Below are 25,000 nucleotides of genomic sequence, written 5' to 3' on the forward strand. Positions count from 1 at the left end.
AAGGAAGGGCCGTGGCTCTACGGGACCACGGCTGTCGGGATCTGCAGGACGTGCCTCGCTTCCGTCTCAGGGACGACGTCCGCGGCGGCGATGGCGGCGCGGTCGCGATAGGCCGCCTCGGCTTTCTGGCGATCGAAGGCACCCTCCCACTTGGCGATGGCAATGGTGGCCACCGCGTTGCCGATGAGGTTCGTGACCGCCCGCGCCTCGTTCATGAAGCGGTCGACTCCGAGCAGCAGCACGAGGCCGGCGACCGGGACGGTGTGGATGCTCGACAAGGTCGCGGCGAGGGTGACGAACCCGGCCCCGGCCACACCAGCCGATCCCTTCGAGGTTAGAAGCAGCACCCCGAGGACGACGAGTTGGTCGCTGATGCCGAGCGGTGTGTTGGTGGCTTGCGCGACGAAGATCGTCGCCATGGTCAAGTAGATGCAGGTGCCATCCGCGTTGAAGGTGTAGCCCGTCGGCAGCACGAGGCCGACGACCGACTTCTCGCAGCCGAGCCGCTCCAGCTTGGCCATCATGCGCGGCATGACGGCCTCAGTGGAGCAAGTCCCGAAGGTGATCAGGATCTCATCCTTGAAGTAGCTCAGGACCTTGGTGAGCGAGAACTCGGTCCAGGCGCAGACGGAGCCGAGCACGAGCACGACGAACAGGATCGACGTGGCGTAGACGCCGAGCATGAGGTAGGCGAGCGACCAGACTGTACCGAAGCCGTACTTGCCGATGGTGAAGGCGACGCCGGCCCCGGCACCGATGGGGGCGAGCCGCATCACCATGGCGACGACGCGGAACAGCGCGTCGAGCAGGCTGTCGATGACGGCGACCACCGGCTTGCCGCGCTCGCCGGCCTGGACCAGGGCGAGGCCGAAGAGCAGCGAGATCAGGATAATCTGCAGCATGGCGCCCTTGGCGAAAGCGTCCACGATGGTCGTGGGGATGATGTCCATCAGAAAGCCGACGAGGCCGGGCTGCGCCTCGGCCCGCTTGGCGTAAGCGGCAATGGCGCTGCCATCGATGTGCGTGGCGTCGATGTTCATGCCGACGCCGGGCTGCATTACGTTGACGACGATGAGGCCAATGACGAGAGCAAGGGTCGAGACGACCTCGAAGTAGATCAGCGCCCGTACGCCGATGCGGCCGACCTCCTTCATGTTGCCCATCTTGGCGATGCCGACGACGATGGTGCCGAAGATGACTGGTGCGAGCAGCATCTTGATCAGCTTGATAAAGCCGTCTGCGAGGGGCTGCAGCGTCACGGCGACGTCGGGCAGGAAATAGCCGACAAACCCGCCTGCGACGATTGCGATGAAGACTTGAACATAGAGTCGGCTAAGCCATGACTTCATGTCCTGTTCCCTCCTACCTGCTGCCTCTTGGGCAGCTTGATCAGTGATCCCTCTTGCGGGGCTTGCTGCTGTCTGTACGCCTGGACACCTGCGCTCGGCCAATGCCATGTTCGGTTCGCGCTATGCGCGAACGGCATCGGGCTGGACTGGCGGATGGACCTGGACTGGCTGAAGGACTTTGTCGCGTTGGCCGAGCAGAAGACGTTCTCGCGCGCGGCTGAAGCCCGAAGTGTGACGCAGCCGGCCTTCAGCCGGCGCATCCGGGCGCTTGAGGACTGGGTCGGAACGCCCCTGTTCGCCCGGGGTGCGCAGGGCGCCACGCTGACGCCGGCCGGCGCTCACTTTCAGCCGGCAGCTCACGAGTTGATGCGCAGCCTGGAGCGTGCTCGGCGCGACACACGGGCGGTCGGTGCTCAAGATACGGCGACGCTCTCGATTGCGGCGACCCACGCCTTGTCGTTCACGTTCTTCCCAAGATGGGTCCGCGAGGTCATGCAATCCGGGCCTCTGGGCACCCTCAACCTCATCTCAGACAGCATGGAAGCCTGCGAGCAGATCATGCTGTCCGGTGAGGTGCACTTTCTACTTTGTCATTTCCACCAGGATGCCCCGACCCGTTTTGAGGCCGACCGGTTCCAGAGTGTGCGTGTGGGCGATGACCTGCTCATCCCGCTTTGCGCCCCCTCCGCAGAAGGCACGGGAATGTGGTCGCTGCCGGGATCGTCGACCGAGCCGGTCCCCTACCTTGCCTACAGTCAGGCCTCAGGGCTCGGGCGCATCCTCGCAAGCTGCCAGAACGGGGAGCCGATCCACCTCGCGACCCGCTTCACCTCACACCTTGCCGCAACGTTGACGACCATGGCGCGCGAAGGGCACGGCGCCGCCTGGCTGCCTCAGACGGTTGCAACGGACGATCTGGCTCGTGGCAGTCTTGTCCGTGCAGGGCCCGAGCAATTTGACGTGTCCATCGAGATCAGGCTGTTCCGATCGCTTGAGTGCCGCAATCACGCAGCCGACGAGCTTTGGGATTATCTGAGCGAAACTTAGATCTGTTAATTTATGGCGGCATACCTGTTGAGAGCGACTACCCTCCCCTTGATGAACGTCTGCTTCCGCGAAGCGCGTCAATCACTTTCATTGGCGAGCTTGGGTCGGGGCCGGCTCGTCCGCTCTACGACTGGATTGGGTAGCTTTCTGCCTGTCCACTTCGTGGGCTGAAGATCGCGATAAGCAGATTTGCGCGTTCTTATAACAAACTTGCAAGGTTGCTTTTGACAATGAGAGGCATCGCTTGGGCCCGGCTGCCACCTAGATCGACCCATAGCCCCTAACTGCCTTCACAGCGCGTAGACCAGCCGATCCTCCTTGTTGCGTTAGATCGGATCCCGTCGGGCGAGTTGAGCTAGCAAAGCGGCTCTGCACCTAACCTGTGCGGTGCTCAATTTCGCCTTCCAGTTCCCTGTGAAGCCGCTCGTCGATCGCTTCGGCGCGGACAACGGCAGAACGGGTGCGGAAGCGCTCGACATACCTCAGCAATTCGAGGTTCGGCGGCACGAGCTTCGCACTTGTCGTCCAGCCGAGCGCCGTCGCCCAGAGGACGTCCGCGGCCGTGAACCGCTTGCCGAACAGGTAGGGTCCCCGGCGAAGCTGCGCTGTCAGCGCGTCCATCACGGCGTCGTAGCTTCCATAGGGCGACATCGCCTGAAGTCCCGGATTGCGCGTCATGGCGCGATCGACGATCGCAGGTTCGAAGGCGGCGCCGTGAAACGCGAGCCAGCGCAGATAGGGGCCGCGCAGAGGGTCATCGACTGCAGGGGCGAGCTTCGCCTCAGGATAGAGGTCGGCGAGATAGATGACGATCGCCGCCTGCTCGGTCACGACCACGTCGCCATGCACGATCGCCGGCACCTTCCCGAGTGGATTGATTGACAGAAACGCGGGTGTGCGTTGTTCTCCCGCCTTCAGGTCGAGCGTGCGGAGCGCATAGTCTGCCCCGAGTTCCTCCAGCAGGGTCAGAACACCTGACGAGCGGCTGCGTGGCGCATGGTAGAACGTGATCCGGCGGGAACTCATCCCTAACAACTCCGTCGTTTGATGATCACGTCGTCGAGCACGGCGCGACGCGGCTCAGGGATGTTTGGCCGAATGGCCGGCAGACTCGAGGAAGAGATCCGCGATCTCCTCAGGATGCGAGATCAAGGACAGGTGGCTGGCCTTCACTTCGATCGTCCGCGCGTTCATGCGTGTGGCCATGAAGCCCTCGAGGTCCGGATTGATCGTCCGGTCCTCGGTCGACACGGCGTAGAAACTCGGCTTCGAGCGCCACGCCGCCTGGGTTACCTTGCCCGTCAGCAGGGCTTTGTGGAACGGTTGCTGGACCACGAACAGCACCTTCGCCTTCTCAGGTGGCAGGTCGCCCGCGAAATCCTTCAGGAAGTTAGCCTCACTCAGCGGCGTTGTCCTCGCCGGCGTCGGGGGCGCGAGCCGCGACGTAGACGAGCGCGCTGACGTTAGGGTCGCCCCCGGCTTCGGTGACGATCATCCCCGAGAAGGAGTGGCCGACGAGGACGGTCGGTCCCTCAGCCCGAGCCAGCACGCGCCGGACCGATGTGACCGCCTCCTCGAAGGTAGTCAGCGGGTTCTGCACCGACGTGACGTCAAGGCCGGCCGCCTGCAACCGCGGGATCACCTCCGACCAGCACGAACCGTCGGCGAAGAGGCCATGCACGAGGACGACGTTGCGGGCCTGCGGGATCGCCTGGGCCGTCGCAGACTTCGGAAGAAGTGCAAGTGATGCGGCTGCGGCGAGCCCGCCGTTCAGTGTTCTACGGGTCATCATGGCGGGCATCTCCGTTCGGTGCGCTCAGAGCGATCAGTACGACCGGCCATATTCGTCGTCCGTGCAGGCATGGATACATGCGGTGCTCGTCCATGCCCATGACGAGCGTCGCGTTCGTCTGTGGCAGATCGGTCAGGCTCGGTGCCCGACACCGAGCTTATCGTGTGGGCGAGCGGTTTTCACGCGTGCCCGCCACATCCGCATCCCGGCGCATGCGCGCCGCTCGGCCAGCGCGAGGCCCGGATCACGCTGCAGAAGTTACCCCGGCGGAAGCTCGGGTCCTTGTCGGCCAGAACATCAGCCTTGACGTTGCCGAAGGTCGTGTCCGGCTTGTGCCGGATGCCGTCGTTGAATGCCTGGACGATATCTTCCTTGAAGTCCGGCGTGCGTGGGTAGGCAGAGACCACCGCCTCGCGTTCGTCCTCGGAATACTCTGCATAGGTCAGCCCCAGCACGTCCATCTCGACGCCGGCCGTGACGAGCGCGACCACCGGATGCATATGGACCGGGATGCCGGGCGTCGTATGAAGCGCGATGGCGGTCCAGACCGTGTAGACGTCCGCCTCCGGCATCCCGTACGCCTTCAGGAAGTCCCGGGCGGCATTGGCTCCGTCGACCTCGAAGCGTTCGTTGGGGCTGCTGTAGTCCGGCATCAGGCCGACGTCGTGGAACATGGCGCCCGCATAGAGTAGCTCGCAGTCGAACGTCAGGCCGCGATGGAGGCCGGCCAGGGCACCGAACTGGTACACCCGGCTCGAGTGGTTGAAGAGCAGGTCGGTCTCGGTATCCCGGACAAACTCTGTGATGGCTCGGGCGAGCTTGCTCTCGGGGATGGCGGCGTTGGAACTCAGGGTCATGGGAGGAGGTCCTTTGCTTCGTTTGCCCTGATGGCGTACGAACACCGCGATCTGGCATCAATTGTCGCGATCAGGCGATTTCTGCCAATTGTCGGGTGCGGACGGACAGACGGGAGTTCGGTGATGGTGCGTCGCGTGGCGGTCCTTGCCCTGCCCGGGGTGCAACTCCTCGATGTCGCTGGTCCCCTCGACGTCTTCGCCGAGGCGAATGTCCAGGCCGGCACGATGGTCTATGACCTTGCCATCGTCGGTCTCGGTCCGGGGCCGATCGAGACATCGTCGGGTCGCTGTCTCGTCGCCGACCTCGTCGTGGAGGCGGACGATCCGGTCGCTTTCGATACCCTGTTGGTTGCGGGCGCGCCTTACATGCACGGGCTGGCGCCGGACGAGGCCCTGTGCCGCTGGCTGTCGACGACCGCGATCCGCTCCCGGCGCTACGGTTCGGTCTGCAGCGGGGCGTTCTTGCTTGGGCAGGCGGGCCTCCTCCAGGGTCGACGCGTCGCGACGCACTGGGCGGTGGCGGACGCGCTCGCGGAACGGTATCCCGACGCGCGTGTCGACGCCGATGCGATCTGCATCTTCGACGGTCCCCTCCGGACTGCGGCCGGGGTCACCGCCGGTCTCGACCTAGCCCTTGCCTTGGTCGAGGAAGATCTCGGCTCCGAAATTGCCCGTAAGGTCGCAGCGCAACTGGTGATGTTCTTCAAGCGTGGGGGCGGCCAGCTCCAGTTCAGCCGGCGCGGTGTCGGGGCACTGGCGAGCCGCTCTGCTCTCCAGGAGGTACAGCGCTGGGTGGCGGCGCATCCGGCGGAGGATCACGGCGTTGCGAAGCTCGCCGCTCGCACCGGCATGAGCCCGCGCAACTTCGCGCGTCTCTTCCGGGCCGAGACCGGCCTGACGCCGGCTGCCTACGTTGAGAACGTCCGGATCGAGGCGGCCCGTCGCCTGCTCGAGAATGGCCGGGCGGCGCCGAAGCAGGTCGCGGGCGCCTGCGGGTTCAAGGATAGCGACACGCTCCGGCGGGCCTTCCAGCGCCGCATCGGCCTCACGCCCGCCGAGTATCAGCGCCGCCACGCCGCGCAGGCGACGGAGACGCGGATGTACCCAGAGCTTGCGGCCTCTGACGCGACGTGAGGGTTAATGCCTCGCACTGGACGCCTGCTTTCTTCAGCCGCCTGCCCGAAAGCAGCCATTCTGCTCCCAGCAACGACCGGCCGTCAGCAGCATGGAAGCTTATGTCCGCTTTCGGATAGTGTGGGCAGCACCCCGTGTGACCGGCTTGGGTCGATAGCTGCCACTAAGATGGAATGGTCGGTCCCGCGGCCACAGCATCTTTCGGTCGATGCCGCCTGTCCCGTCATCGACCGCCGCCGTACGATCCCGCCCTCCCAGCGGTCCGGGGCCGGACGGATCTCCGGCCCCGGTCGCACCCGTCACAGGCTCGGGTGCAGTCCGCGCACGGGACTGACGCCTTCCAGCACCGAGGCGGCCCTGAGAAGTGTCGTCTCCGCCTGCCAGCTTCCCACCAACTGCACGTTGATCGGCAGGCCCTCGCGGCTTGTCCCGAACCGCATCGACAATCCCGGCAGGCCGGTCACGTTCAGGGGCACGGTCGCGCCCTGCAGGTAGGTTAGGTCGACGGTCTCGCCGTTGACGACGAGTTCCTGGATGCCGTGCTTGTGCGCCGGCACTGGCAGGACCGGGGTCAGGAGTAAGTCGAAGTCCCGGAAGTAGGCCGCGTAGCCGTCCCGGAGCCGCTCCGCCGCCTGCTCGGCCGCGACGTAGTCCTCCACCGAGGTGTCGGGTAGCGACAGCATGGTCTTGGCCATCCGGTACATCTGGTCCTCGTGCCCGGCGACCGCCTCGCGGAAGGCGGGCTTCATCTCCATGACGTGGAGCTTGTTGAACACGTCCAGGGCGAAATCGCGCTCCAGCGCCGGGATGCGCACCTCCTCGACTTGGTACCCCTCGCCTCTGAGGGCTTCGGCCGCCGCTTTCACGGTCGCCGCGACCTCGGTGTCGATGGGACCGAAGCCCGGCCCGACCATCCAGCCGACGCGCAGCTTCCGGTCGGACGCGGCGCCGAGGCCAGCGTCGAACGGGACGGTGCTGGTCGCGAAGGCGTCCTGCCCGTCGGGGCCGGCGAGTTGCGAGAAGGCGAGGGCGAGGTCGCGGATCGAGCGCGCCATCGGGCCGACGTGCCAGAAGCGGCGCGGCGCCCGCGGCCAGATGCCGGTCATCGGCACGCGCCCGTGGGTGGCCTTCAGCGAGACGATGCCGGTCTGGGCGGCCGGGCCGCGGACCGAGATGGCGAGGTCGGTGCCGAGCCCCAGCGGCGACATGCCCGCCGCGATGGCCGCCGACTCGCCGCCGCTGGAGCCGCCTGGCGTGCGGTCGAGGTCCCACGGGTTGTTCGACCGGCCTGAGAGCAGGTTGTCGCTCTCGATCCAGTAGGAGAACTCGGGCAGGTTGGTCTTGGCGAGCAGGATGCCGCCAGCCTTCTTCATGCGGGCGACGCTGGTGGCGTCGGCATCGGGGATGCGGCCCTTGAAGATCGGCGAGCCGCGCTGGGTCAACACCCCGGCGGTGTCGATGGAGTCCTTCACGGTGAACGGCACGCCGTGGAGCGGCCCGAGGTCGCCACCCGCCATGACCGCCGCCTCTGCTTCCTTCGCGGCGGCGAGCGCGCCCTCCGCAACCGTTACGATGGCATTGACCTTCTGGTCGACGGTCGCGATGCGGTCGAGGTGCGCCTGCATGACCTCGACGGGCGAGAGCTGCTTGGTCCGGATCAGCGCGGCGAGCCGGGTCGCGTCGGAGAAGAGGATGTCCTGGGTCATATCCGTGTCCCGATCTGCTAATTTACCTACCTATCGTTAGGCAGGTGAACAGCTAGGGCTGGATTTTTGGGACGTCAACCCCTAACTAACAGTCGGTAGGCTGCGAGCTCGAAAGCGGAGGCAAGGGTGAGCACGAACGCGAAGGAGACCATCCTGGCCGCCGCGCGGAAGACCGCGCAGGCCCACGGCTACGGCGGGTTGGGCTACCGCGACCTCGCCGCCGAGGTCGGCATCAAGGCCGCGAGCATCTACCACCACTTCGCCAGCAAGGCGGACCTCGGCGCGGCCGTAGCGCGACGCTACTGGGAGGACATTGCGGTCGAGCTCGACGCCATGCTGGAGAAGACCGGCGACCCGATGGCGTGCCTGCGGCTCTACCCGGGCACCTTCCGCCGCTCGCTGGAGGACGGCAACAGGCTCTGCCTATGCAGCTTCATGTCGGCCGAGTACGCCAACCTGCCGGAGGCCGTGCAGCGGGAGGCGCAGGGCTTCGCCGACGTCAACGTCGCGTGGCTCGCCAAGGTGCTGGTCATGGCCGAAGCAACGACGCCCGAGGACGGCGAAGCGCGGGCGCGAGCGATCTTCGCCGCGGTGTCGGGCGCCCAACTCTACGCGCGGAGCCGTTCGGACGTCGCGGAGTTCGACAGCCTGATCGAGAGCTATCGCGCCTCGGGGCTCCTGCCGGCCTAGGGCAGGACATGACAGGCGCCGACCGGCCATCCCCTGAGCCTTTGCGGCTACCCTAGCCCTTGCCCGCTTTCGGGCGGCTCTCAAACTTGCTTAGACGATCGGGTCGGGTCGGACGCAGCAGGGCTGCATTTTAAGCTTGGCAGCTCCGTGGCTCACATCCCGAACGTCGAACCGGTGATACGCAGGCTACGTTCGTAGCACCCTCTCTCTCTACCGACATGGGCCGGTTGGGAGATGAGAAATGGGACATTCAGAGCACGACCCAGCCTTCAAAAACCGTCGACCGTGGATCGCAGGACGGAAGCTCGGTGCTAAACGCGCTCTTAGACCACAGCTATGAACTCACCTACATAATCTAGGGTCTGGACTCGATCAGCACCAGAAGGCGATGACGGCAACGAGTGCGATGGCCGAGACGTAGTTTCGGGCCAGCTTGTCGTAGCGGGTGGCGATGCGACGGAAGTCCTTGAGGCGATTGAAGGTCGCCTCGATCCGCCAGCGTTCGCGGTAGCGGCGTTTGTCGTGGCGGATCTTCCGCTTGCGGCCGTGATCAGCCCCCATTGAAGTGGTCCGCCCTTTGGTATGGCCTTTGAGCCTGTGGAGTTAACCCCGTTTGTGGTCCACGGCCTATGCAAGTTCTCGGGCTGTGACAGCTTGGTTGGCGAAGGCTCGGGGCGTCAAGCCGCCCAGGGCCGTGTGGGGTCGATCTTCGTTGTAGTGGCATCTCCATTCCTCGATGCGCTCACGGGCATCGGCCAGAGACAGGAACCAAGAGGCGTTCAGGCATTCCGCTCGTAGGCGGCCGTTGAACGACTCGACGTAGGCGTTGTCGGTGGGCTTGCCCGGTCGGGAGAAGTCGATCTCGACCCCGTTCAGGTAGGCCCACTGGTCAAGCATGCGCCCGGCGAACTCCGGTCCATTATCGACTCGCAAGCTCTTGGGCCGTCCCCTCAGCCGGACCAAGGCGTCGAGCGCCTCGGTCACTTGGTAGGCGCGGAAGTTGGCTCTCGGTGTGAGTGAGAGCGCCTCTCGCGTGTGGCAATCGACAACGGTCAAGATCCGGAACGGACGTCCGTCGAAGATGCGGTCGGACATGAAGTCCATAGCCCAGACCTCGTTAGGCCCACCGATCGCCGGTCGCCCCTGACGGTAGCGCCAGGCTCGCTTGCGCTTGGGCAGCTTGGGCCGGATCGATAGCCCCTCGTCTCGGTAGATCCGGTAGGTTCGCTTGTGGTTCACCTCCCAGCCCTCCCGTCGCAGCAAGATGTGCAGCCGCCGGTAGCCGTAGCGGACCCGTGCGGCGGCCAGCTCCTTCAACCGCATCCGCAGAGCGACCTGCGGATCGGCTCGCTTCCTGTAACGCTGGGACGAACGGCCGAAGCCGGGGGCCTGGCAGGCCCGACGCTCACTGATGTCGTAGGCCACCTGCAAGTGACCGGCGACTTCACGGCGAACGGCGGGCCTCACCACTTTCGTTTGAGGACGTCCTGCAGCATGGAGCGGTCCAGCGTCAGATCGGCGACCAGCCGCTTGAGCTTACCATTCTCGTCCTCCAGCTGCTTGAGCCGTCGGATCTCCGGCACGCCCATGCCGACGAACTGCTTCTTCCAGCGGTAGAAGGTCGGCTCAGATACGCCCATCTTCCGGCAAACTTCGTCCACCGAGGCGCCGTTCTCCGCCTGCCGCAGGGCGAAGGCGATCTGTTCATTCGTGAAGCGTTTGCGAGGCATGGCATCCACCCTCCTTCAGGGTTCAGGATGCCCGAAAAACTTGCGCTCAGCGCGGACCAGTTTGCTGGGTCAGGGTCACAGTCGCGGTCGGGACAAGCCTTCGAGAAGCGGCCCATCTCGCCCTCGGCCTCGGCGATCACCCACCAAATTAAGCAGAGCCAGGGCCTTCGGCCCGTGGGTCTCCCCAGCGGACCGACGCCTGCCAGCCTGTCGGATCCGTCTTCGGACGCCGTACGGGCGCGGCGGGGAGCGCCCTCGGCCCGAGCAGGGCACGCGCCCGCGAATGCCTGGGGCTCGGTCGGCCTCCGTCTTCGGACGACTCACCCCACCGCGCCGGCGCGCTCCTCGCGCAGCAGCGCCTCGGCGCGGCTCCGGGCGCGGGCCCAGCGCCGGCACTCGCGCTGGGCGTCCGAGAGGGCGCGATGCTCGGCGGCCGGATCGTCGCGGGCCTCCCGCCGCAGGGTCGCCAGGAGCTTACCCGCCAGGGCGTCGCGCGGGGCCGGAGCCACGCCGCCGGCCGCGAGGACGTCCAGGATCACGCGGCGCTGCGCCTCCGCCGTGGCCTTCAGCCGGAGGGCGTGGCGCGGCAGGCCGGCGGCGCGCAGGAGCCGGCTCAGCCACTGTCCGTCCCAGGAGGGCGCCGAGGCGTAGAGCGTGACGTCGCGCAGGGCCGTGAGCATGTGCAGCGCCACCCAGTCATGGGCGACGCCCTCCCGCACGACCCGCTCCCGCGCGAGCCCGTGCACCGCCTCGGCCTCGGGCGCCCAGTCGGTCCAGCCCGGGGCCGGGCGGATGAGGAAGCTCTCCGACGCGCCGTCGGGAAACACCCAGGCGACCTCGATCGGGTAGCTGGTCTTGGCCAGCGAGGACGCCTCGAAATCCAGGAAGGCGATGCGGCTCAAGGCAGGACCATCGGGGCTCGGAACCGGAACGGGGTGGGGAAAAGGGACGCCGCCCGGCAACAAACCGGCGCAGAGCCGAGTTCCGGCTTCGACGAACCACGAAGGATTCCGGGTGAGCGACGCAACTCCGATCTCGATGCCCGCGCGCGGGACGCGCCGCGGGCGCGCCGAGGCCGCTTCCCTTCTCAGATCTTCCCCCAGATCTTCCCGCACACGATCTTCGCTCGCAGAACCCGTCGCGCAGATCCGCCGACGCTCGGCCGCCCTGGCCGCGCCGCATCCGGCGCTCTGGGGCCTTGCCCTGGCGGTCGCCCTCCTCGACGCGGTGTGGCTGCGCCGGGTGGGGATCGCCCTGGCGCCGTTCGGCTTCGGCGTGGCGGCGGCCATGGTGGCGGCGCTCCTGGCGCTCGCGATCCTGTTCGGCCCCATCCTCTCCGAGCCCAAGCTGCGGGCCATGGCGCTGGCGAGCGCCAGCCTCATCGCCGTGACCGTGCCCATTGCGGTGCTGCACTACCTCACCGCCACCTGGGCCCTGCCGCTGGCCGATGCGCGGCTGGCGCGGGCGGAGGCCGCGCTCGGCTTCGACTGGCCCGCCTACCTCGCCGTCCTGCAGGCGCATCCGCGCCTCGCCTGGTGGCTGGCGCTCGCCTACCACACCAGCGGGCCGCAGGTCGGGCTCACGGTGATCGCGCTCAGCGCCACCCTCCGGATCGCCCGGCTCTGGGCCTATGTGCGCCTGTTCGCAGTGCTGCTCCTCGCGGTCGTGCTCATCGCCGCCCTGGTGCCGGCGGCCGGCCCCTTCGTGCATTACGGTCTCGCCACCGTGCCGGACGGCTCCATCGAGACCCTGGGCGCCCTCTGGCACCTCGACGCCCTCGAGCACCTGCGCGCCGGCACCCTGCGCACTCTGGCCCTGGAGGACATCCGCGGCCTCGTGACCTTTCCCTCCTTCCACGTCTGCCTCGCGGTGCTGACCGCTTGGGCGCTGGCGCCGATCCCGGTCCTCGGCCCCCTGGCGATCGCCCTCAACGCCGTCATCGTCGTGGCGACCCTCGGGGCCGGCGGGCACTACCTGCCCGACCTCCTCGCCGGCTTCGTGCTCTCGGTCACGGTCATCGGCGGGCGCGCCGTCCTGCGCGGGCGCCGCACGCGCGCGCCGAACCTCCGGCCCGAACCCGCCCCGCACGGGTCGCGTTGTCCGGGGTGAACACGCGCGGCCGAGATCTGCGGCGCGCCCGATTCAATCCCTCGGAGAGGATCGACATGCGTCCTTCCAGCCTCGCCATCGCGGCGGCCCTGGCCTGCGCCGCGGCCTCGGCCCTGCCGCTGCCGGCCGCGGCCCAGAGCACCGGCTACGTCACCGGCTTTCCCGGCAAGGACCCGGCCGGCGACGACGCGATCGGCTGGGGCCCGGCCTATCGCCCGGAGACCAGCTTCTCCCAGCCGGGCACGCCCCCGACCCCGGGCGATTTCGCCGGCGCAGCCTACCGGGCCCGCACCGGGCGCGGCCCCTACGACGACGTACAGGGGACTGGGCAAAGGACCGGGCAGGGGACCGGGCAGGGCATTGGGCAGGCGCCCGAGCGGCGGTCCGGATTGCGCAGCGCCCGCTTCGCGCCCGACGACGCGGTCGAGGGCGTGCCCTCCCGGCGCCACCGCGCGGCCCGCCATCACCCGACCCGGGGACGGTACGCCGACCGCTGAGGCCGTCGCGCTCCGACAGGACGGCACCGCGTGCTGTCGGGCGTGACATCAGGACTGGCATGATTTGCCTTGACGGCCGCGGCGCCCCACCTCGTGGCGAGAGCCGCCCGCCGCGCCGCACACGGGACCCAAACCCTCGATGACAGCCGCCATTCCCTTCGCCAACACCTATGCCCGCCTGCCGGAGCACTTCTTCGCCCCGGTGAACCCCACCCCCGTGGCGGCGCCGCGCCTGATCCGGGTCAACCACGACCTGGCCGCGGAGCTCGGGATCGACGTCGCCTGGCTCGAGAGTCCGGAGGGCGTCGCGGTCCTGGCCGGCAACCGGGTCCCGGAGGGCGCCGAGCCCCTGGCCATGGCCTATGCCGGCCACCAGTTCGGCAACCGCGTCCCACAGCTCGGGGATGGCCGGGCGATCCTGCTCGGCGAGGTCGTCGGGCGCGACGGTCTGCGACGCGACATCCAGCTCAAGGGCTCGGGCCCGACGCCGTTCTCCCGCCGCGGCGACGGCCGCGCCGCCCTCGGGCCGGTGCTGCGCGAGTACGTGGTCAGCGAGGCCATGACGGCCCTGGGCATCCCCAGCACCCGCGCCTTGGCGGCCGTGCTCACCGGGGATTCCGTGATGCGCGAGTCGGCCCTGCCCGGCGGTGTCCTGACCCGGGTCGCCACCAGCCACATCCGCGTCGGCACCTTCCAGTACTTCGCCATGCGGGGCGACGTCGACGGCGTGCGGGCGCTCGCCGACCACGTCATCGGCCGGCACTACCCGGAGCTGGAAGAGGCCCCGAATCCCTACGGCGCGCTGCTGACCCGGGTGGTGGAGCGCCAGGCTGACCTCGTCGCGCGCTGGCTCCTCGTCGGCTTCATCCACGGCGTGATGAACACCGACAACTGCGCCGTCTCCGGCGAGACCATCGACTTCGGACCCTGTGCCTTCCTCGACGCCTACGACCCCTCCGCCGTGTTCAGCGCCATCGACGAGAATGGCCGCTACGCCTACGGCAACCAGCCGGGCATCCTGCACTGGAACCTGACCCGCTTCGCCGAGGCGCTCCTGCCGCTGCTGGCGCCCGAGACCGAGGATGGCATCGCCGTGGCGCAGGACCTCCTCGGCGCCTTCGGCCCCCGATTCGAGGCGGCCTATTACGGCGGCCTGCGGGCCAAGCTCGGCCTCGCGACCGAACGGGACGAGGACCGCGAGCTCGGCCGCACCCTGCTCGAGGCGATGCAGGCCGGGCGCGCCGACTTCACCCTGACCTTCCGGCGCCTCGGCGCAGCGGATCTCGGCCCCGAGGGCGATGGTCCGGTGCGCGACCTGTTCGACGACTCCACCGTATACGATGCTTGGGCGACCCGCTGGCGCGCACGTCTCGCCGCCGAGCCGATGGACCCGGCCGCGCGCCGGGCGGCGATGGACCGGGTCAACCCCGCCTTCATTCCGCGCAACCACCGGGTCGAGGCGGTGATCGAGGCCGCGATCGCGCGCGACGACTTCGCGCCGTTCCACGAGCTCGTGACGGTGCTGGCCCGCCCCTACGATGACCAGCCCGCCTTCGCGGCCTATGCCGAGCCGCCCCAGCCGCACGAGCGCGTGCTGCGGACGTTCTGCGGCACCTGAACCGAACCGGCTCCGGGCGGGCGGTGTTCTCCGAGGGACCACACCCCGCCCATGACGGAGACACGCCGGATGCCCAAAGACCCCACCGCCGGAGCCGATTCCACGGGCGGCCTCGCCACCGGACCGCGGGACACCGTCACTGGGCAGGTCAAGAATACGCCCGGCGAACCCATGGACAGGCCCGGCACCGAGGCCGCCGAGGCGGGTGCCATCGACGCGCCGCGCCTCACCCCGCAGGGGCGAACCGGTGACGCGGCGCAGGACGAAGACGAGACGGACCCGATGGGCGGTGTGAAGACCGGGCAGACGGACAAGGCCGAGGGCTGAGGGGTCCGGCTGAGGGATCGCCCCACCGGTGTGGAGGGAACGCGGAAAGGCTTGCGGCATTTCTGGTATATTGTATTTCGTAGGTGCGCGGGAGCGCATGCCAGGAGTGTCCCGATGACCCAGACACTGAAGCCGGACCGTCCGATCTGGCCCTCCGTACCGGACGACCGTCCGCCGCCCCGCACCACCCGGCCGGAGCCTTCGGCGCCTCAGATCGAACCTGCCCTCATCGAGAGGCCCAAGGCCGACGAGGCAGCGAACCAGCGCGTCGGGTTCGAGGGCTTCGGCTCGTTCTCGCGCTGAACGTCTCGGCTCACGCCACCGAGGCGACCGGGTGTTCCGCCGCTGCGCTGCCGTCGGTCCAGTCCACCGCGAACAGCCGCATGTCGCGGGTGTCCCGGCACTCCGACGGGGACATGCCGGAGAGCCGGAGCGATGCCCGGGTGGTCGGTCCCAGGAGGCGGATCACCTCGTCCGAGGCCGACAGGGTCAGGTCGGCGGCCTTGGCCCGGGCCTCGATCCGCGCGAGCCGGTTCATCGCCGGGCCCAGCACCGTGAACTCGGCCCGGTGGCCATCGTCGAAGACCCCGACCAGAACCTCCCCGGCATGCAGCGCCATGGTGATGCGCAACTGCGGTCGATCCTCCCGGTGGCGCTCCGCGTTCAGAACCGCGAGACGGGCCATGATGGTCCGAGCGCAGGCCATCACCGCCTCGGCCTGGGACTCCGGGCGCCCAACGATGAACTGCGCCAGGACGCCGTCGCCAACATACTTGTCGACGATGCCGCCATGCTCGCTCACCGCCACGTGGGTCAGGGCACGGACGTCGAGGAGGGCGCGGACCACCTCCTCCTGGGCCTGATCCCGCGAGAAGGCCGAGAAGCCGCGCAGATCGAGTCCGAACAGGCAGGCATGGCGGGACTGAACCGCCCCGACGCCGCCGCCGCGCTGGGCAAGCTCCCCCGCCACGCGGCGCGGCACGAAGCGCGCGAGGCTCGTCCGCTCCTGCTCCATCCGTAACGCGGTGGTCACCGCCATCTGCAGCCGGCGCACCCCGTCGATCACCACGACACTCGCGGCCAGGAAGGTCAGGAGGCCCGGTACCTCCTCCTCCAGGGTCACGTGCGGGCCGAGGAGGGCACTCTCGGGAGCGAGATAGGCGAGGAGAATGGTGCCGCCCCAGGCGAGGCTGACCAGCCCCGAGAACGCCGCGGTGTGCCAGACCCGCATGCTGAGGCCGGTTTGCAGCAGGAGCAGGAAGGCCGGCAGGCGGCTCACCGCGGTGGCGGTCTCCTCGGTTTCCACCGCGCCGAGCAGGATGTGCTCGACGATCAGGAACAGCGCTACGCCGGCGTTCAGCAGGGTCGCGGTCCAGGCCAGCCACTCCGTCCCGGGCACCGCTCCGCCCTCTCGCTGCGAGGCGCGCCAGTCGGCGATCCCGAGGCCGAGGGAGAAGACCGCGTAGACCCCGAGGCCGATCCAGTGATGGGTGGAATGGGTCGAGCCGTCGTAGCCCTGGGCGGTGGCCACGAGCACCAGGACGATGATGAGGTAGAGCAGCAGGGACCGACGGCCCGAAGCGGCCTGAAGCCGTCTCAGAATAGCGGGATCACCGTCGTGTGGACGGCGACGCGAGGGCAGGCGCATGTGGTTGGCAATCGATGAGTGGCGCGTGGTTCCTTACCACGCCAGGCCACCCGCGCATCGGCGGCGATTCGCCGTGGCTCAGAGAGCGCCTTCGCGGATGGCACCGGGATCGGCCAGCGCGTGCAGCAGCCGCGCGGCGCTGTGGGCGAAGCGCAGGGTCACGGCCTTGCGCCGGGGACCGCTCAAGGGATGTTCCGCCGGGTCGCGCAGGATCGCGGCGCCGAATGCATCGGCAACGATGAGGCCGGTGTCCTCCGGGGTCAGGGTGGTGGAGAGCGTCTCGGGAATCGCGAAGTAGAAGCGATCACAGTAGTCCCGGTAATCCGGCCATTTCCGGTCGGCCCGGAAGTCGGCGACGCTGGACTTGATCTCCACGATCGTCAGGCGCCCGGCCGGGCAGAGGGCGATGACGTCGGCGCGACGACCATTTGCCAGGGAAAACTCCGGAATGGTGACGTGACCGAGTTCGGCGAACAGGCGCCGGACGCCGCGCTGGACTTGGAGTGCGGTGGCCGACTGTCGCCGGTCGGGCGGAAGAATCACGGACGCGAGGGCTGCTGACATACGGCTCTGATGCATCGGAACGACGTCCCGAATCGGGACTGTTCGCAGGAAATCAGCCCCGGCGCGGCTTGTCACCTGCGACCCCTTTGCCCCGCTTCGGGTGGAGCCCCGGCTCGGATCATGGCACCCAACGCGGTCGATCGGGGGGAGGTGGACCTGCCGAAGAACGAAGATCCGGACCGGGACGCGCGGACGGAGCGCGTGACGCGTGAACTCGCGCACTTGGTGTCGCTGCATGCGCGGCGGCGACTGCGGGTGCGCCTGTTTAGGGTGGTGCGCGGTACCATGGGCGCTGGTGTGACCCTGGCAACCCTGATCAAGCTGAAGCGCGCGGGCTCTCCGGCGCTCAAGCTCGGCATCGCCGTGCTGGTCGGGCTGGGCTTGGCCTGGCCCTTCGTCGTCCTGGCGGTGGTGGCGCTCGTTCGCCTCGTCCTCGCCCTGGTGAGCCTGTTCGACGAAGGTTCCGCCGATTGTCCCGACATCGCCCGCGGCGATGGATGCGAGCGCCGGGGAAAAGCGGGCGGTTCGCCTGCGCCATCTTATCGTCCGACGCCGAGCCTGGCTCGCGGCCCCGTCAGGACGGGCTCCAAGCGCGCGCCGGCGTGAGGCCGACCCTTTGCCGGCCGTATGACACCGCTCAGGCCATGTCCCACAGGGCGGCGCGGAGCGCGTCGAAACCGTCCGTCAGGGCGGCGGGGCCGGGCTGGAGAATCAGCGGCGACTTGATCTCGTGAATGCGCCCGGCGGCCACCGCCGGAATCGCGTCCCATCCCGGGCGGGCGCGGATGTGGTCGCGGTTCACGCGCTTGCCGCACCAGGAGGCGAGGATCACATCGGGTCGTGCTGCGATCACCGCCTCCGAGGTCACGATCCGGTCCCGAGCCGCCGCCTGCCGGCTGAGTTCGGGGAAGACGTCGTCGCCGCCCGCCGCTGTGATGAGGTCCGAGACCCAGCCGATGCCGGAGATCATCGGGGCGTCCCACTCTTCGAAATAGACGCGCGGCCGCGGCCGCCCGGCGCTCTCCCCGGCGGCGGCCGCGATCCGGTCGGCCAGCCGTATCGCCAGTGTTTCGGCCTCGGCCGGCACGCCGGTCAAGGCGCCGACGGTCCGGATCATCGCCAGGCAGCCGGCCAAATCGCGCTGGTTGAACAGGTGCACGGCGATGCCGGTCCGAGCAAGATCGGCCACGATCTCGGCCTGCAGATCGGAGAAGGCCAGGACGAGGTCGGGAGCGAGGGCCAGGATCTTGGGCAGGTCGGCACTGGTGAAGGCCGAGACCCGAGGCTTCTCCCGCCGGACCCGGGCGGGGCGCACCGCGTAGCCGGAGACTCCGACGATGCGGTCCTCCTGGCCGAGGAGGTACAGCGTCTCGACGGTTTCCTCCGTCAGGCAGACGATGCGCTCAGGCGGGAACCGGCGCACCGCGCCTCAGCCCTTCAGGTAACCGAGGAGCCCGGCCCCGGGTGCCAGCATGAGGAAGGCCCAGGCCAGGGCCGAGGTCACGTTGGCGATCTGGAACGGCAGGCGCTTCACCCCGAACACACCCGCAATCAGCGGCACCACGGCTCGGGCAGGACCGATGAAGCGCCCGATTAGAATGCCGCCGGCGCCCCACTTGCGGCAGAACTCCTCGGCGCGGGCGACGATGGCGGGATAGCGCCGCATCGGCCACATCTGCTTGGCTCCCTCCTTGTAGTAGTGCCCGAACTCATAGGAGACCCAATCGCCGAGCGCCGCCCCGAGGGCGCCCGCGAGCATCACCGGCCAGAACGGGATCCCGACCGAGCCCATCAGAGCCCCGATTCCGAGAAGCAGAAAGGTGGCGGGCACCAGCAGCGACAGGAACGCCAGGGACTCGCAGAACGCGAGCACGCCGACGATCAGCGGCGTCCAACCCTGGTTTGCCTCCACGAAGGCGAGGGTGCTGGTGCGGATTGAATCGAAGTCCATGGGGCTCGCTTGAGGTTCGGCGCTTTCCTGTGACCGAGGGCGCGGATCGGGGCAAGCGCGGGGGCGCCGGCGGGGGTGCGTCGAGAGGGAAAACCGGGTTAAGGGCTGGCCCCACAACTCCTCGGCCGCGGGATTTCGGGAGATTCCGGAATGAACATCCTCTCGATTCAGTCCCACGTCGCGTTCGGCCACGTGGGCAACGCCTCGGCGGTGTTTCCGATGCAGCGCCTCGGCGTCGAGGTCTGGCCGATCCATACGGTGCAGTTCTCCAACCACACCGGCTATGGCGCCTGGCGCGGCCGGGTGTTCGACGGCCCGGCGATCGAGGATCTCGTCGCCGGCATTGCCGAGCGCGGCGTGCTCGGGACCTGCGATGGGGTGCTCTCGGGCTACATGGGCTCGGCCGACATCGGTACCGCCATCGTGCGGGCCGTGGCCTCGGTGCGGGCGCTGAACCCGCAGGCGCTCTACGCCTGCGACCCCGTGATGGGCGACACCGACCGCGGCATCTACGTGCGCCCCGGCATCCCCGAATTCATGCGTGTGCAAGCGGTGCCGGCGGCCGACATCGTCACGCCGAACCAGTTCGAACTGAACCATCTCTCGGGTCTGCCAACCGGCACCCTCGCGGAGGCCAAGCGCGCGTTGGCCTCTGTTCATGCGCTGGGGCCCCGGGTCGTCCTCGTCACCTCGCTGATCACCGACGACACGCCGGACGACGCCATAGATCTCCTGGCGGGGGAGGGCGGTCACTTCTGGCGCCTGCGCACGCCGCGCCTACACCTCGACGTGAACGGTGCGGGCGACGCCATCGCGGCCCTGTTCCTGGTGCACTATGCGCGGACGCGCTCGGCCGCGCTGGCCCTGGGCATGGCCGGGGCCTCGGTTTACGGCCTCCTGCGCCGCACGGCCGAAGCTGGCTCGCGCGAGATCCTCACGGTGGCGGCGCAGGACGAGTTCGTCACGCCGAGCGAGACGTTCCCGGTGGACACCGTCTAAGGTGAACGCTCTTCAAGCTCATCCTTCGCAGAGTCCGGAGAACCAACCATGCCACGCCGCTTCGTGACCCTCGACGTGTTCACCGACACGGCGCTGACGGGAAATCCCCTCGCCGTCGTCTTGGATGCCGAAGGCCTCGACACAGCTGCCATGCAGGCCCTGGCCGCCGAGTTCAACCTGTCCGAGACGGTGTTCGTGCTTCCGCCCGAGGCGTCCCGGCACCGCGCCCGGATGCGCATCTTCACGCCCGCGTCCGAATTGCCCTTCGCCGGGCATCCCACCCTCGGCACCGCCATCCTTCTCGCCTTGCGCGACCAGCGAGCGGGGCTTGCCGACGCGATGGCCTTCGGTCTCGAGGCTTCCCTCGGAACCCTGGCCTGCGTGGTCGAACCTGGGGACGGGCGCGGCACCGGGCGCTTCAAGATGCCGGTTTTTCCGGAGTATCTGGGGGAGGGGCCCGAGCCGAGCCTGGTCGCCGCCGCCCTGGGCCTGGAGCCGGGCGAGATCGGCTTCGCCCGCCATGTCCCGAGCCGGCACCGGGCCGGCCCTGCGTTCCTGTTCGTGCCGCTCGCCAGCCAAGCGGCTCTCAACCGGGCCAGGGTGGTGGCGGCCGCCCTCGGTGACCTCGGGCCCCCGGCCGCGCTTTACTGCTACACTCTCGATCCCGAGGAGGTCGGCCACCGCTATCAGGCCCGAATGTTCGCGCCCCATATCGGCGTGCCGGAAGATCCAGCCACCGGCTCGGCTGCGGCGGCTTTCGCCGGAGTGATGATGCAGTTCGAGCCTCTGGGCGACGGGGAGCATGACATCATCCTTCGCCAGGGCGTCGCCATGAGCCGGCCGAGCACGATCGGGGTCCAACTCGTTATCGACGCCGGTGCCCTGCGCTCCGTGGAGATCAGTGGGGCGGCAGTCCTCGTGAGCGAGGGCACCCTGCTTGTCTGACGGTTTCACGCTGACGCCGCTCAGGCACATCGAGGCCCGGTTGGTACCCTCCGAGTGGGCCTGGGCCCGCGACCATGCCGAGACGATCGCTGAGACCTGGGCCCGGCGGCGCGCCGAGCGACCGGATCTGTTCGACGGACGGGTGCTCCTTGCCCGCGACTGCCGCATCGACGGATCGGCCTGCGTGATCGACCTGTTCGAGGTCGCGTATTCCCAGTTCCTCGCCTTCCGCCACACGGGCTCCCCGGATCCGGCGGTGACCAATGCCTTCGCAGCGGTGGTGCCGTGGAGTTCCGACGGTGCGGCCCTCCTCGGCATCATGGGCGGACATACCGCCAATGCCGGTCAGATCTACTTTGCCTGCGGGACCCCGGACCACACCGACATCCGTGATGGCAGCCGCGTCGATCTCGCCGGAAGCGCTGCGCGGGAGTTCCTGGAGGAGACAGGCCTCGTCCTACCGGCCGACGCACCGGAGGAATGGGTCCTGGTCTCGGGCCAAAGCCAGCGAGCTTTCCTGCGCCCCGTACGCTTCGCCGAGACAGCCAAGGCGCTGCATGGCCGGATGGAAGGCCACCGGCGAAGCGAGGCCGCGCCGGAACTCGCCGGCTTCGCCATCGCGCGCGGGCCGGATGATCTGGATGCTGCCCGGATGCCCGGCTTCGTGCGGGCTTATCTGGCGCGTGCCTTCGCGGCGGACTAGCGGTAGCCGTAGCGCGCCTTGGCGGCCCCGAGAAGGCTGAGGGCTTCGCGTTCGCGTCCACCTGCGCAAGCATCGGCGGCGTGGCGCAGGTCGGCGCTGAAGCGCTCGCCCACGGGTGGATTGAGGTTGCCGGTCGCGACGTCGCTGTCGACCACCGCCTGGGTGCGGGCGATGGACGGGCTGCAGCCAGTGCCTTGGGGCAGGGGCGCTGCGACCACGGGGGCCGGGGCGACGGCGGCCGCAGGCGACACGGAGGCGGTCGGCTTACAGGCGCCGAGCAGGGCGGCGGAGAGAAGAACGGCGACGGCGAGGCTGACCCGGGACACGGCGGCTCCTGACGGTACCCGTGCCGGGACACGGCACAGCTTGATCCGGGGCGGTTTTGCGCCGTGCGCTCCGGCCGGTCAATCGGGTCCGGGGCCGGACGAACTTGGAATGGGAGGGCGACCCCGGTGAGCCGCCCTCGGGTTGGACTTTTCTACCCGCCGCTCACCTGGAGCCGCTCACTTGGACTTGTCGGCGATGGCCTTCAGGCCGGAATCGTAGATGCCGGAGACCGCATCAATCGCCACCGCATCCGGAGCGCCCTTCGCCTTGAAGCTGCCGGTCCAATTCACGGTCGAGCCCGAACCCTTCGGCATCACCGAGAGAGTCGAAGAATAGTCGCTCACCGGCAGGGGCCCGGAAACGATGGCATAGGTGTAGCTCATGGCCTTGTCGTCGCGCTTGGTCTGCGACTCGACGATGGTGCCGCCGCCTTTCAGACTGAGGGTCCGCAGAGTCTTGCCCCCGTCCTGCGACAGCACGCACTTCTCGATGGCAGGATGCCACTGACCGATGCCGCAAAAATCGCCGATCGTCGCCCAGACCTTGGCCGGTGGCGCGGCGACGTCGATGGTTTTGGCGGCATCGAGCGCCAGCACCGGCGCCGTTCCGGCGAGCAGGGCTAGAGTGGGCAGGCCCAGGGTGCGCGACAGCATCCGTGACATGGTGGGTTTCCTTCCAGATTTATTCTTGCGTGGACGGACTGCTTCTGCCGCCGGATCGTATTCGATCCGCCTTCGAAGCTAGGCGGGGTAGAGCTCAGGGCAATGCGTCCGACGCAAACACATGCGAATTCGAACAACTGGGTGTGGAGAATTTGTGCGGCGTTCCCATCGACCGGGATAGCCCTCGACGGGAGAGCCGCTACGCGTAGGGCGCCAAACCTTGTCAAGCCAGCCGCCAGCGGCTAGGTAAACCGCCTTCGCAAAGGTTCGCGCGCCGCCACGGCACGCCCTTGCCCCTCGGGAGAGACGAGCCTTGGCCAGCGCCGGCTCCATGTGCAGCACGACCAACGCCGCCTTCGCGGTCGCCCGGTCGCGCGCGTCTCTCACCGCCCTGCTCCTTCTTATCCGCCCCTGAGGGCCGTCCGGGCGCGTGCGCCTGGGCTCTCAGGGGAGCGCAGTTCGCGAAGGTCGGCGCCGGCACTCTGGCGCTTGCCCGGCCTCCCTCGATTTCTCGGCGCCGCGTCCTCGATTCTGGACCGCGCCCCGACAGGACATCCAACATGACGACCTCCTCGACACCGGCGCCCGAAGCCCGCGCGAAGGACCGCGTTCTCATCTTCGACACCACCCTGCGCGACGGTGAGCAGTGCCCCGGCGCCACCATGACCCTCGATGAGAAGCTCGCGGTCGCCGAACTCCTCGACACCATGGGCGTCGACATCATCGAGGCGGGCTTCCCTATCGCGTCGAACGGCGATTTCGAGGCGGTCTCCGAGATCGCCCGACGCGTCAAGCGCGCCACCGTCGCGGGTCTCGCCCGCGCGATTCCAGCAGACATTGTCCGGGCCGGCGAGGCGGTGCGCCAAGCCAGGCGTGGCCGTATCCATACCTTCGTGTCGACGTCGCCGATCCATCTCGCGCACCAGATGCGCAAGTCCGAGGATGAGGTGGTGGAGATCATCCTGAAGACGGTGTCCCAGGCCCGCGACCTCGTCGAGGACGTGGAATGGTCGGCCATGGACGCCACCCGCACGCCGATCGACTATCTCTGCCGCTGCGTCGAAGCGGCGATCCACTCGGGCGCGACCACCATCAACCTGCCCGATACCGTGGGTTACGCCACACCGGACGAGTACCGCCGGATGTTCCAGGACGTCCGGAACCGGGTACCGAACGCCGATCGGGCAATCTTCTCGGTGCATTGCCACGACGATCTCGGCCTCGCCATCGCCAATTCCCTGGCTGGCATTGAGGGCGGCGCCCGTCAGGTCGAGTGTACCATCAATGGCATCGGTGAGCGCGCTGGCAACGCCGCTCTTGAGGAGATCGTCATGGCGATCCGCACCCGCGGCGACGTCATGCCCTATGAGACCGGCATCGAGACCACGATGCTCACCCGCGCCTCGAAGCTCGTCAGCCACGCGACGAACTTCCCCGTGCAGTACAACAAGGCGATCGTCGGCCGGAACGCCTTCGCGCACGAGAGCGGCATTCATCAGGATGGGATGCTCAAGCACACAGAGACCTACGAGATCATGACTCCGGCCTCGGTCGGTGTTGCCAAGACCTCGCTCGTCATGGGCAAGCATTCGGGCCGAGCCGCCTTCCGGTCTAAACTGGACGAGCTCGGCCTCGTCCTAAGCGACAACCAGATGCAGGACGTGTTCGAGCGCTTCAAGGCATTGGCCGACCGCAAGAAGCACGTCTATGACGAGGATATCGAGGCGCTGGTCGACGAGAACCTTGCCACGGCGCATGATCGAATCCGTCTCGTCTCGCTGTCGGTGATCGCAGGCACCCGCGGCCCACAGCGGGCGACTCTGAAGCTCGACATCGCGGGTCGTGTCGTCACCGAGGAGGCCGACGGCAACGGCCCGGTCGACGCGGTGTTCAACGCGATCCAGGCCCTGGTGCCCCACGAGGCCGACCTCGAGCTCTATCAGGTTCACGCGGTCACCGAGGGCACGGACGCCCAGGCCGAGGTCTCGGTGCGTCTGAAGAGCGGCGAGCGCAGTGTCACCGCCCGCGGCGCCGACCCTGACACCCTGGTCGCCTCGGCGCGTGCCTACCTCTCGGCCCTCAACAAGCTCGAAGCCTGGGCGGAGCGCCTACATGCGCAGAGCCCGGCCGCGGTTTAGCCGAGAAAATAACGCTCCGGGGGTGGACACTCTCCGGGGCGTTTGCTATCAGCCCCCTCGTCGCAGCGGGCTTGGTGGGCCGCAGTGATCGCCGCAAGGCGTTGGGTGCATAGCTCAGTTGGTAGAGCAGCTGACTCTTAATCAGCGGGTCCAAGGTTCGAACCCTTGTGCACCCACCAAACATCTCAATGAATCAGCCGGTTCAGG

Annotated in this window: 25 protein-coding genes, 1 tRNA gene and 2 pseudogenes; 14 read left to right on the forward strand and 14 right to left on the reverse strand. The window is 68.3% G+C overall.

The annotated features are described in order from the left end of the window. Positions 1 to 17: 17 nt before the first annotated feature. Positions 18 to 1,349, reverse strand: a complete 1,332-nt coding sequence (dctA, locus tag AC0IY1_RS11055) for a C4-dicarboxylate transporter DctA (RefSeq protein WP_471769504.1) — start codon at positions 1,347 to 1,349, stop codon at positions 18 to 20. A gap of 153 nt (positions 1,350 to 1,502) precedes the next feature. Between dctA and AC0IY1_RS11060 the strand changes: the two genes are divergently transcribed. Further along, on the forward strand, positions 1,503 to 2,396 hold the full coding sequence (locus tag AC0IY1_RS11060) for a LysR family transcriptional regulator (RefSeq protein ID WP_471769506.1): 894 nt from the start codon (positions 1,503 to 1,505) through the stop codon (positions 2,394 to 2,396). Between the two features lie 375 nt (positions 2,397 to 2,771). Here the strand turns inward: AC0IY1_RS11060 and AC0IY1_RS11065 are convergent, their stop codons facing one another. From AC0IY1_RS11065 to AC0IY1_RS11075, 3 genes and pseudogenes are all read right to left on the reverse strand, one after another. Next, complete coding sequence (locus AC0IY1_RS11065; RefSeq protein ID WP_471769508.1) at positions 2,772 to 3,422, reverse strand: glutathione S-transferase family protein; 651 nt, start codon at positions 3,420 to 3,422, stop codon at positions 2,772 to 2,774. Positions 3,423 to 3,476: 54 nt separating this feature from the next. Then, positions 3,477 to 4,188, reverse strand: a pseudogene (locus AC0IY1_RS11070) (alpha/beta fold hydrolase). A 179-nt stretch (positions 4,189 to 4,367) separates the two neighbouring features. Then, entirely contained in the window at positions 4,368 to 5,045 is a 678-nt protein-coding gene (locus tag AC0IY1_RS11075; RefSeq protein ID WP_471769510.1) for an HD domain-containing protein, read from the reverse strand. 123 nt (positions 5,046 to 5,168) lie between these two features. Here AC0IY1_RS11075 and AC0IY1_RS11080 point away from each other — a divergent pair, with 123 nt between their 5' ends. Next, positions 5,169 to 6,179: a GlxA family transcriptional regulator gene (locus AC0IY1_RS11080; protein WP_471769512.1), complete on the forward strand. Its 1,011-nt coding sequence runs from the start codon at positions 5,169 to 5,171 to the stop codon at positions 6,177 to 6,179. Positions 6,180 to 6,478: 299 nt separating this feature from the next. Here the strand turns inward: AC0IY1_RS11080 and AC0IY1_RS11085 are convergent, their stop codons facing one another. Then, a complete protein-coding gene (locus AC0IY1_RS11085) occupies positions 6,479 to 7,885 on the reverse strand; it encodes an amidase (protein ID WP_471769514.1) in 1,407 nt (468 codons plus the stop codon). Positions 7,886 to 8,011: 126 nt separating this feature from the next. Between AC0IY1_RS11085 and AC0IY1_RS11090 the strand changes: the two genes are divergently transcribed. Continuing rightward, positions 8,012 to 8,575 (forward strand): TetR/AcrR family transcriptional regulator, encoded by a 564-nt coding sequence (locus AC0IY1_RS11090; protein WP_471769516.1) that lies wholly within the window; start codon positions 8,012 to 8,014, stop codon positions 8,573 to 8,575. Positions 8,576 to 8,947: 372 nt separating this feature from the next. On the opposite strand, the pseudogene AC0IY1_RS11095 reads toward AC0IY1_RS11090, so the two are convergent. From AC0IY1_RS11095 to AC0IY1_RS11105, 3 genes and pseudogenes are all read right to left on the reverse strand, one after another. Then, a pseudogene (locus AC0IY1_RS11095) lies at positions 8,948 to 9,118 on the reverse strand (transposase); the annotation flags it as partial. 84 nt (positions 9,119 to 9,202) lie between these two features. After that, positions 9,203 to 10,305, reverse strand: a protein-coding gene (locus AC0IY1_RS11100) for an IS3 family transposase (RefSeq protein WP_471769518.1) whose coding sequence is annotated in 2 segments (ribosomal slippage) — positions 9,203 to 10,044 and positions 10,044 to 10,305 — 1,104 coding nt in all. Because the reading frame shifts where the segments join, the coding sequence is not laid out codon by codon here. A 320-nt stretch (positions 10,306 to 10,625) separates the two neighbouring features. Continuing rightward, positions 10,626 to 11,207, reverse strand: a complete 582-nt coding sequence (locus AC0IY1_RS11105; RefSeq protein ID WP_471769520.1) for a 3'-5' exonuclease — start codon at positions 11,205 to 11,207, stop codon at positions 10,626 to 10,628. A 112-nt stretch (positions 11,208 to 11,319) separates the two neighbouring features. On the opposite strand from AC0IY1_RS11105, the gene AC0IY1_RS11110 reads away from it, so the two are divergent. The 5 genes from AC0IY1_RS11110 to AC0IY1_RS11130 all read left to right on the forward strand — a co-directional run bounded on the left by AC0IY1_RS11110 (position 11,320) and on the right by AC0IY1_RS11130 (position 15,159). After that, entirely contained in the window at positions 11,320 to 12,414 is a 1,095-nt protein-coding gene (locus AC0IY1_RS11110; RefSeq protein ID WP_471769522.1) for a phosphatase PAP2 family protein, read from the forward strand. Between the two features lie 56 nt (positions 12,415 to 12,470). Further along, a complete protein-coding gene (locus AC0IY1_RS11115; RefSeq protein WP_471769524.1) occupies positions 12,471 to 12,911 on the forward strand; it encodes a hypothetical protein in 441 nt (146 codons plus the stop codon). Between the two features lie 139 nt (positions 12,912 to 13,050). Continuing rightward, on the forward strand, positions 13,051 to 14,529 hold the full coding sequence (locus AC0IY1_RS11120; RefSeq protein ID WP_471769526.1) for a protein adenylyltransferase SelO: 1,479 nt from the start codon (positions 13,051 to 13,053) through the stop codon (positions 14,527 to 14,529). A 69-nt stretch (positions 14,530 to 14,598) separates the two neighbouring features. After that, complete coding sequence (locus tag AC0IY1_RS11125) at positions 14,599 to 14,856, forward strand: hypothetical protein (RefSeq protein WP_471769528.1); 258 nt, start codon at positions 14,599 to 14,601, stop codon at positions 14,854 to 14,856. Positions 14,857 to 14,970: 114 nt separating this feature from the next. After that, complete coding sequence (locus tag AC0IY1_RS11130; protein ID WP_055957201.1) at positions 14,971 to 15,159, forward strand: hypothetical protein; 189 nt, start codon at positions 14,971 to 14,973, stop codon at positions 15,157 to 15,159. 10 nt (positions 15,160 to 15,169) lie between these two features. Here the strand turns inward: AC0IY1_RS11130 and AC0IY1_RS11135 are convergent, their stop codons facing one another. Then, complete coding sequence (locus tag AC0IY1_RS11135; protein WP_471769531.1) at positions 15,170 to 16,504, reverse strand: adenylate/guanylate cyclase domain-containing protein; 1,335 nt, start codon at positions 16,502 to 16,504, stop codon at positions 15,170 to 15,172. A 78-nt stretch (positions 16,505 to 16,582) separates the two neighbouring features. After that, positions 16,583 to 17,068: an MmcB family DNA repair protein gene (locus AC0IY1_RS11140; RefSeq protein ID WP_471769743.1), complete on the reverse strand. Its 486-nt coding sequence runs from the start codon at positions 17,066 to 17,068 to the stop codon at positions 16,583 to 16,585. 150 nt (positions 17,069 to 17,218) lie between these two features. On the opposite strand from AC0IY1_RS11140, the gene AC0IY1_RS11145 reads away from it, so the two are divergent. Next, on the forward strand, positions 17,219 to 17,674 hold the full coding sequence (locus AC0IY1_RS11145) for a hypothetical protein (protein ID WP_471769533.1): 456 nt from the start codon (positions 17,219 to 17,221) through the stop codon (positions 17,672 to 17,674). A 31-nt stretch (positions 17,675 to 17,705) separates the two neighbouring features. On the opposite strand, the gene AC0IY1_RS11150 is transcribed toward AC0IY1_RS11145, so the two are convergent. Together AC0IY1_RS11150 and AC0IY1_RS11155 are read right to left on the reverse strand one after the other, a co-directional pair. Continuing rightward, positions 17,706 to 18,491, reverse strand: coding sequence for a cobalamin-binding protein (locus tag AC0IY1_RS11150; RefSeq protein ID WP_471769535.1), 786 nt, complete (start codon positions 18,489 to 18,491; stop codon positions 17,706 to 17,708). 6 nt (positions 18,492 to 18,497) lie between these two features. Beyond that, on the reverse strand, positions 18,498 to 19,019 hold the full coding sequence (locus tag AC0IY1_RS11155; protein ID WP_471769537.1) for a DedA family protein: 522 nt from the start codon (positions 19,017 to 19,019) through the stop codon (positions 18,498 to 18,500). Positions 19,020 to 19,169: 150 nt separating this feature from the next. Here AC0IY1_RS11155 and pdxY point away from each other — a divergent pair, with 150 nt between their 5' ends. The 3 genes from pdxY to AC0IY1_RS11170 are packed head-to-tail and all read left to right on the forward strand — an operon-like array spanning position 19,170 to position 21,666. Next, on the forward strand, positions 19,170 to 20,018 hold the full coding sequence (gene pdxY, locus AC0IY1_RS11160; protein WP_103711422.1) for a pyridoxal kinase PdxY: 849 nt from the start codon (positions 19,170 to 19,172) through the stop codon (positions 20,016 to 20,018). A gap of 48 nt (positions 20,019 to 20,066) precedes the next feature. Then, positions 20,067 to 20,963: a PhzF family phenazine biosynthesis protein gene (locus AC0IY1_RS11165; RefSeq protein WP_471769539.1), complete on the forward strand. Its 897-nt coding sequence runs from the start codon at positions 20,067 to 20,069 to the stop codon at positions 20,961 to 20,963. Continuing rightward, positions 20,956 to 21,666 carry an NUDIX hydrolase gene (locus AC0IY1_RS11170; RefSeq protein WP_471769541.1) on the forward strand — a complete coding sequence of 237 codons (711 nt, stop codon included), beginning with the start codon at positions 20,956 to 20,958 and terminating at the stop codon, positions 21,664 to 21,666. The genes AC0IY1_RS11165 and AC0IY1_RS11170 overlap by 8 nt, the downstream gene beginning before the upstream one ends. On the opposite strand, the gene AC0IY1_RS11175 is transcribed toward AC0IY1_RS11170, so the two are convergent. Beyond that, complete coding sequence (locus AC0IY1_RS11175) at positions 21,663 to 21,992, reverse strand: hypothetical protein (RefSeq protein ID WP_471769543.1); 330 nt, start codon at positions 21,990 to 21,992, stop codon at positions 21,663 to 21,665. The genes AC0IY1_RS11170 and AC0IY1_RS11175 overlap by 4 nt on opposite strands. Before the next feature lie 177 nt (positions 21,993 to 22,169). Continuing rightward, positions 22,170 to 22,655: an SRPBCC family protein gene (locus AC0IY1_RS11180; RefSeq protein WP_471769545.1), complete on the reverse strand. Its 486-nt coding sequence runs from the start codon at positions 22,653 to 22,655 to the stop codon at positions 22,170 to 22,172. Between the two features lie 560 nt (positions 22,656 to 23,215). Between AC0IY1_RS11180 and AC0IY1_RS11185 the strand changes: the two genes are divergently transcribed. Further along, positions 23,216 to 24,793, forward strand: coding sequence for a 2-isopropylmalate synthase (locus tag AC0IY1_RS11185; protein WP_471769547.1), 1,578 nt, complete (start codon positions 23,216 to 23,218; stop codon positions 24,791 to 24,793). Positions 24,794 to 24,896: 103 nt separating this feature from the next. Then, positions 24,897 to 24,972: transfer RNA gene (locus tag AC0IY1_RS11190), tRNA-Lys, on the forward strand. The last annotated feature ends 28 nt before the right edge of the window (positions 24,973 to 25,000 follow it).

The sequence above is a fragment of the Methylobacterium sp. AC690 genome (genome assembly GCF_979256535.1).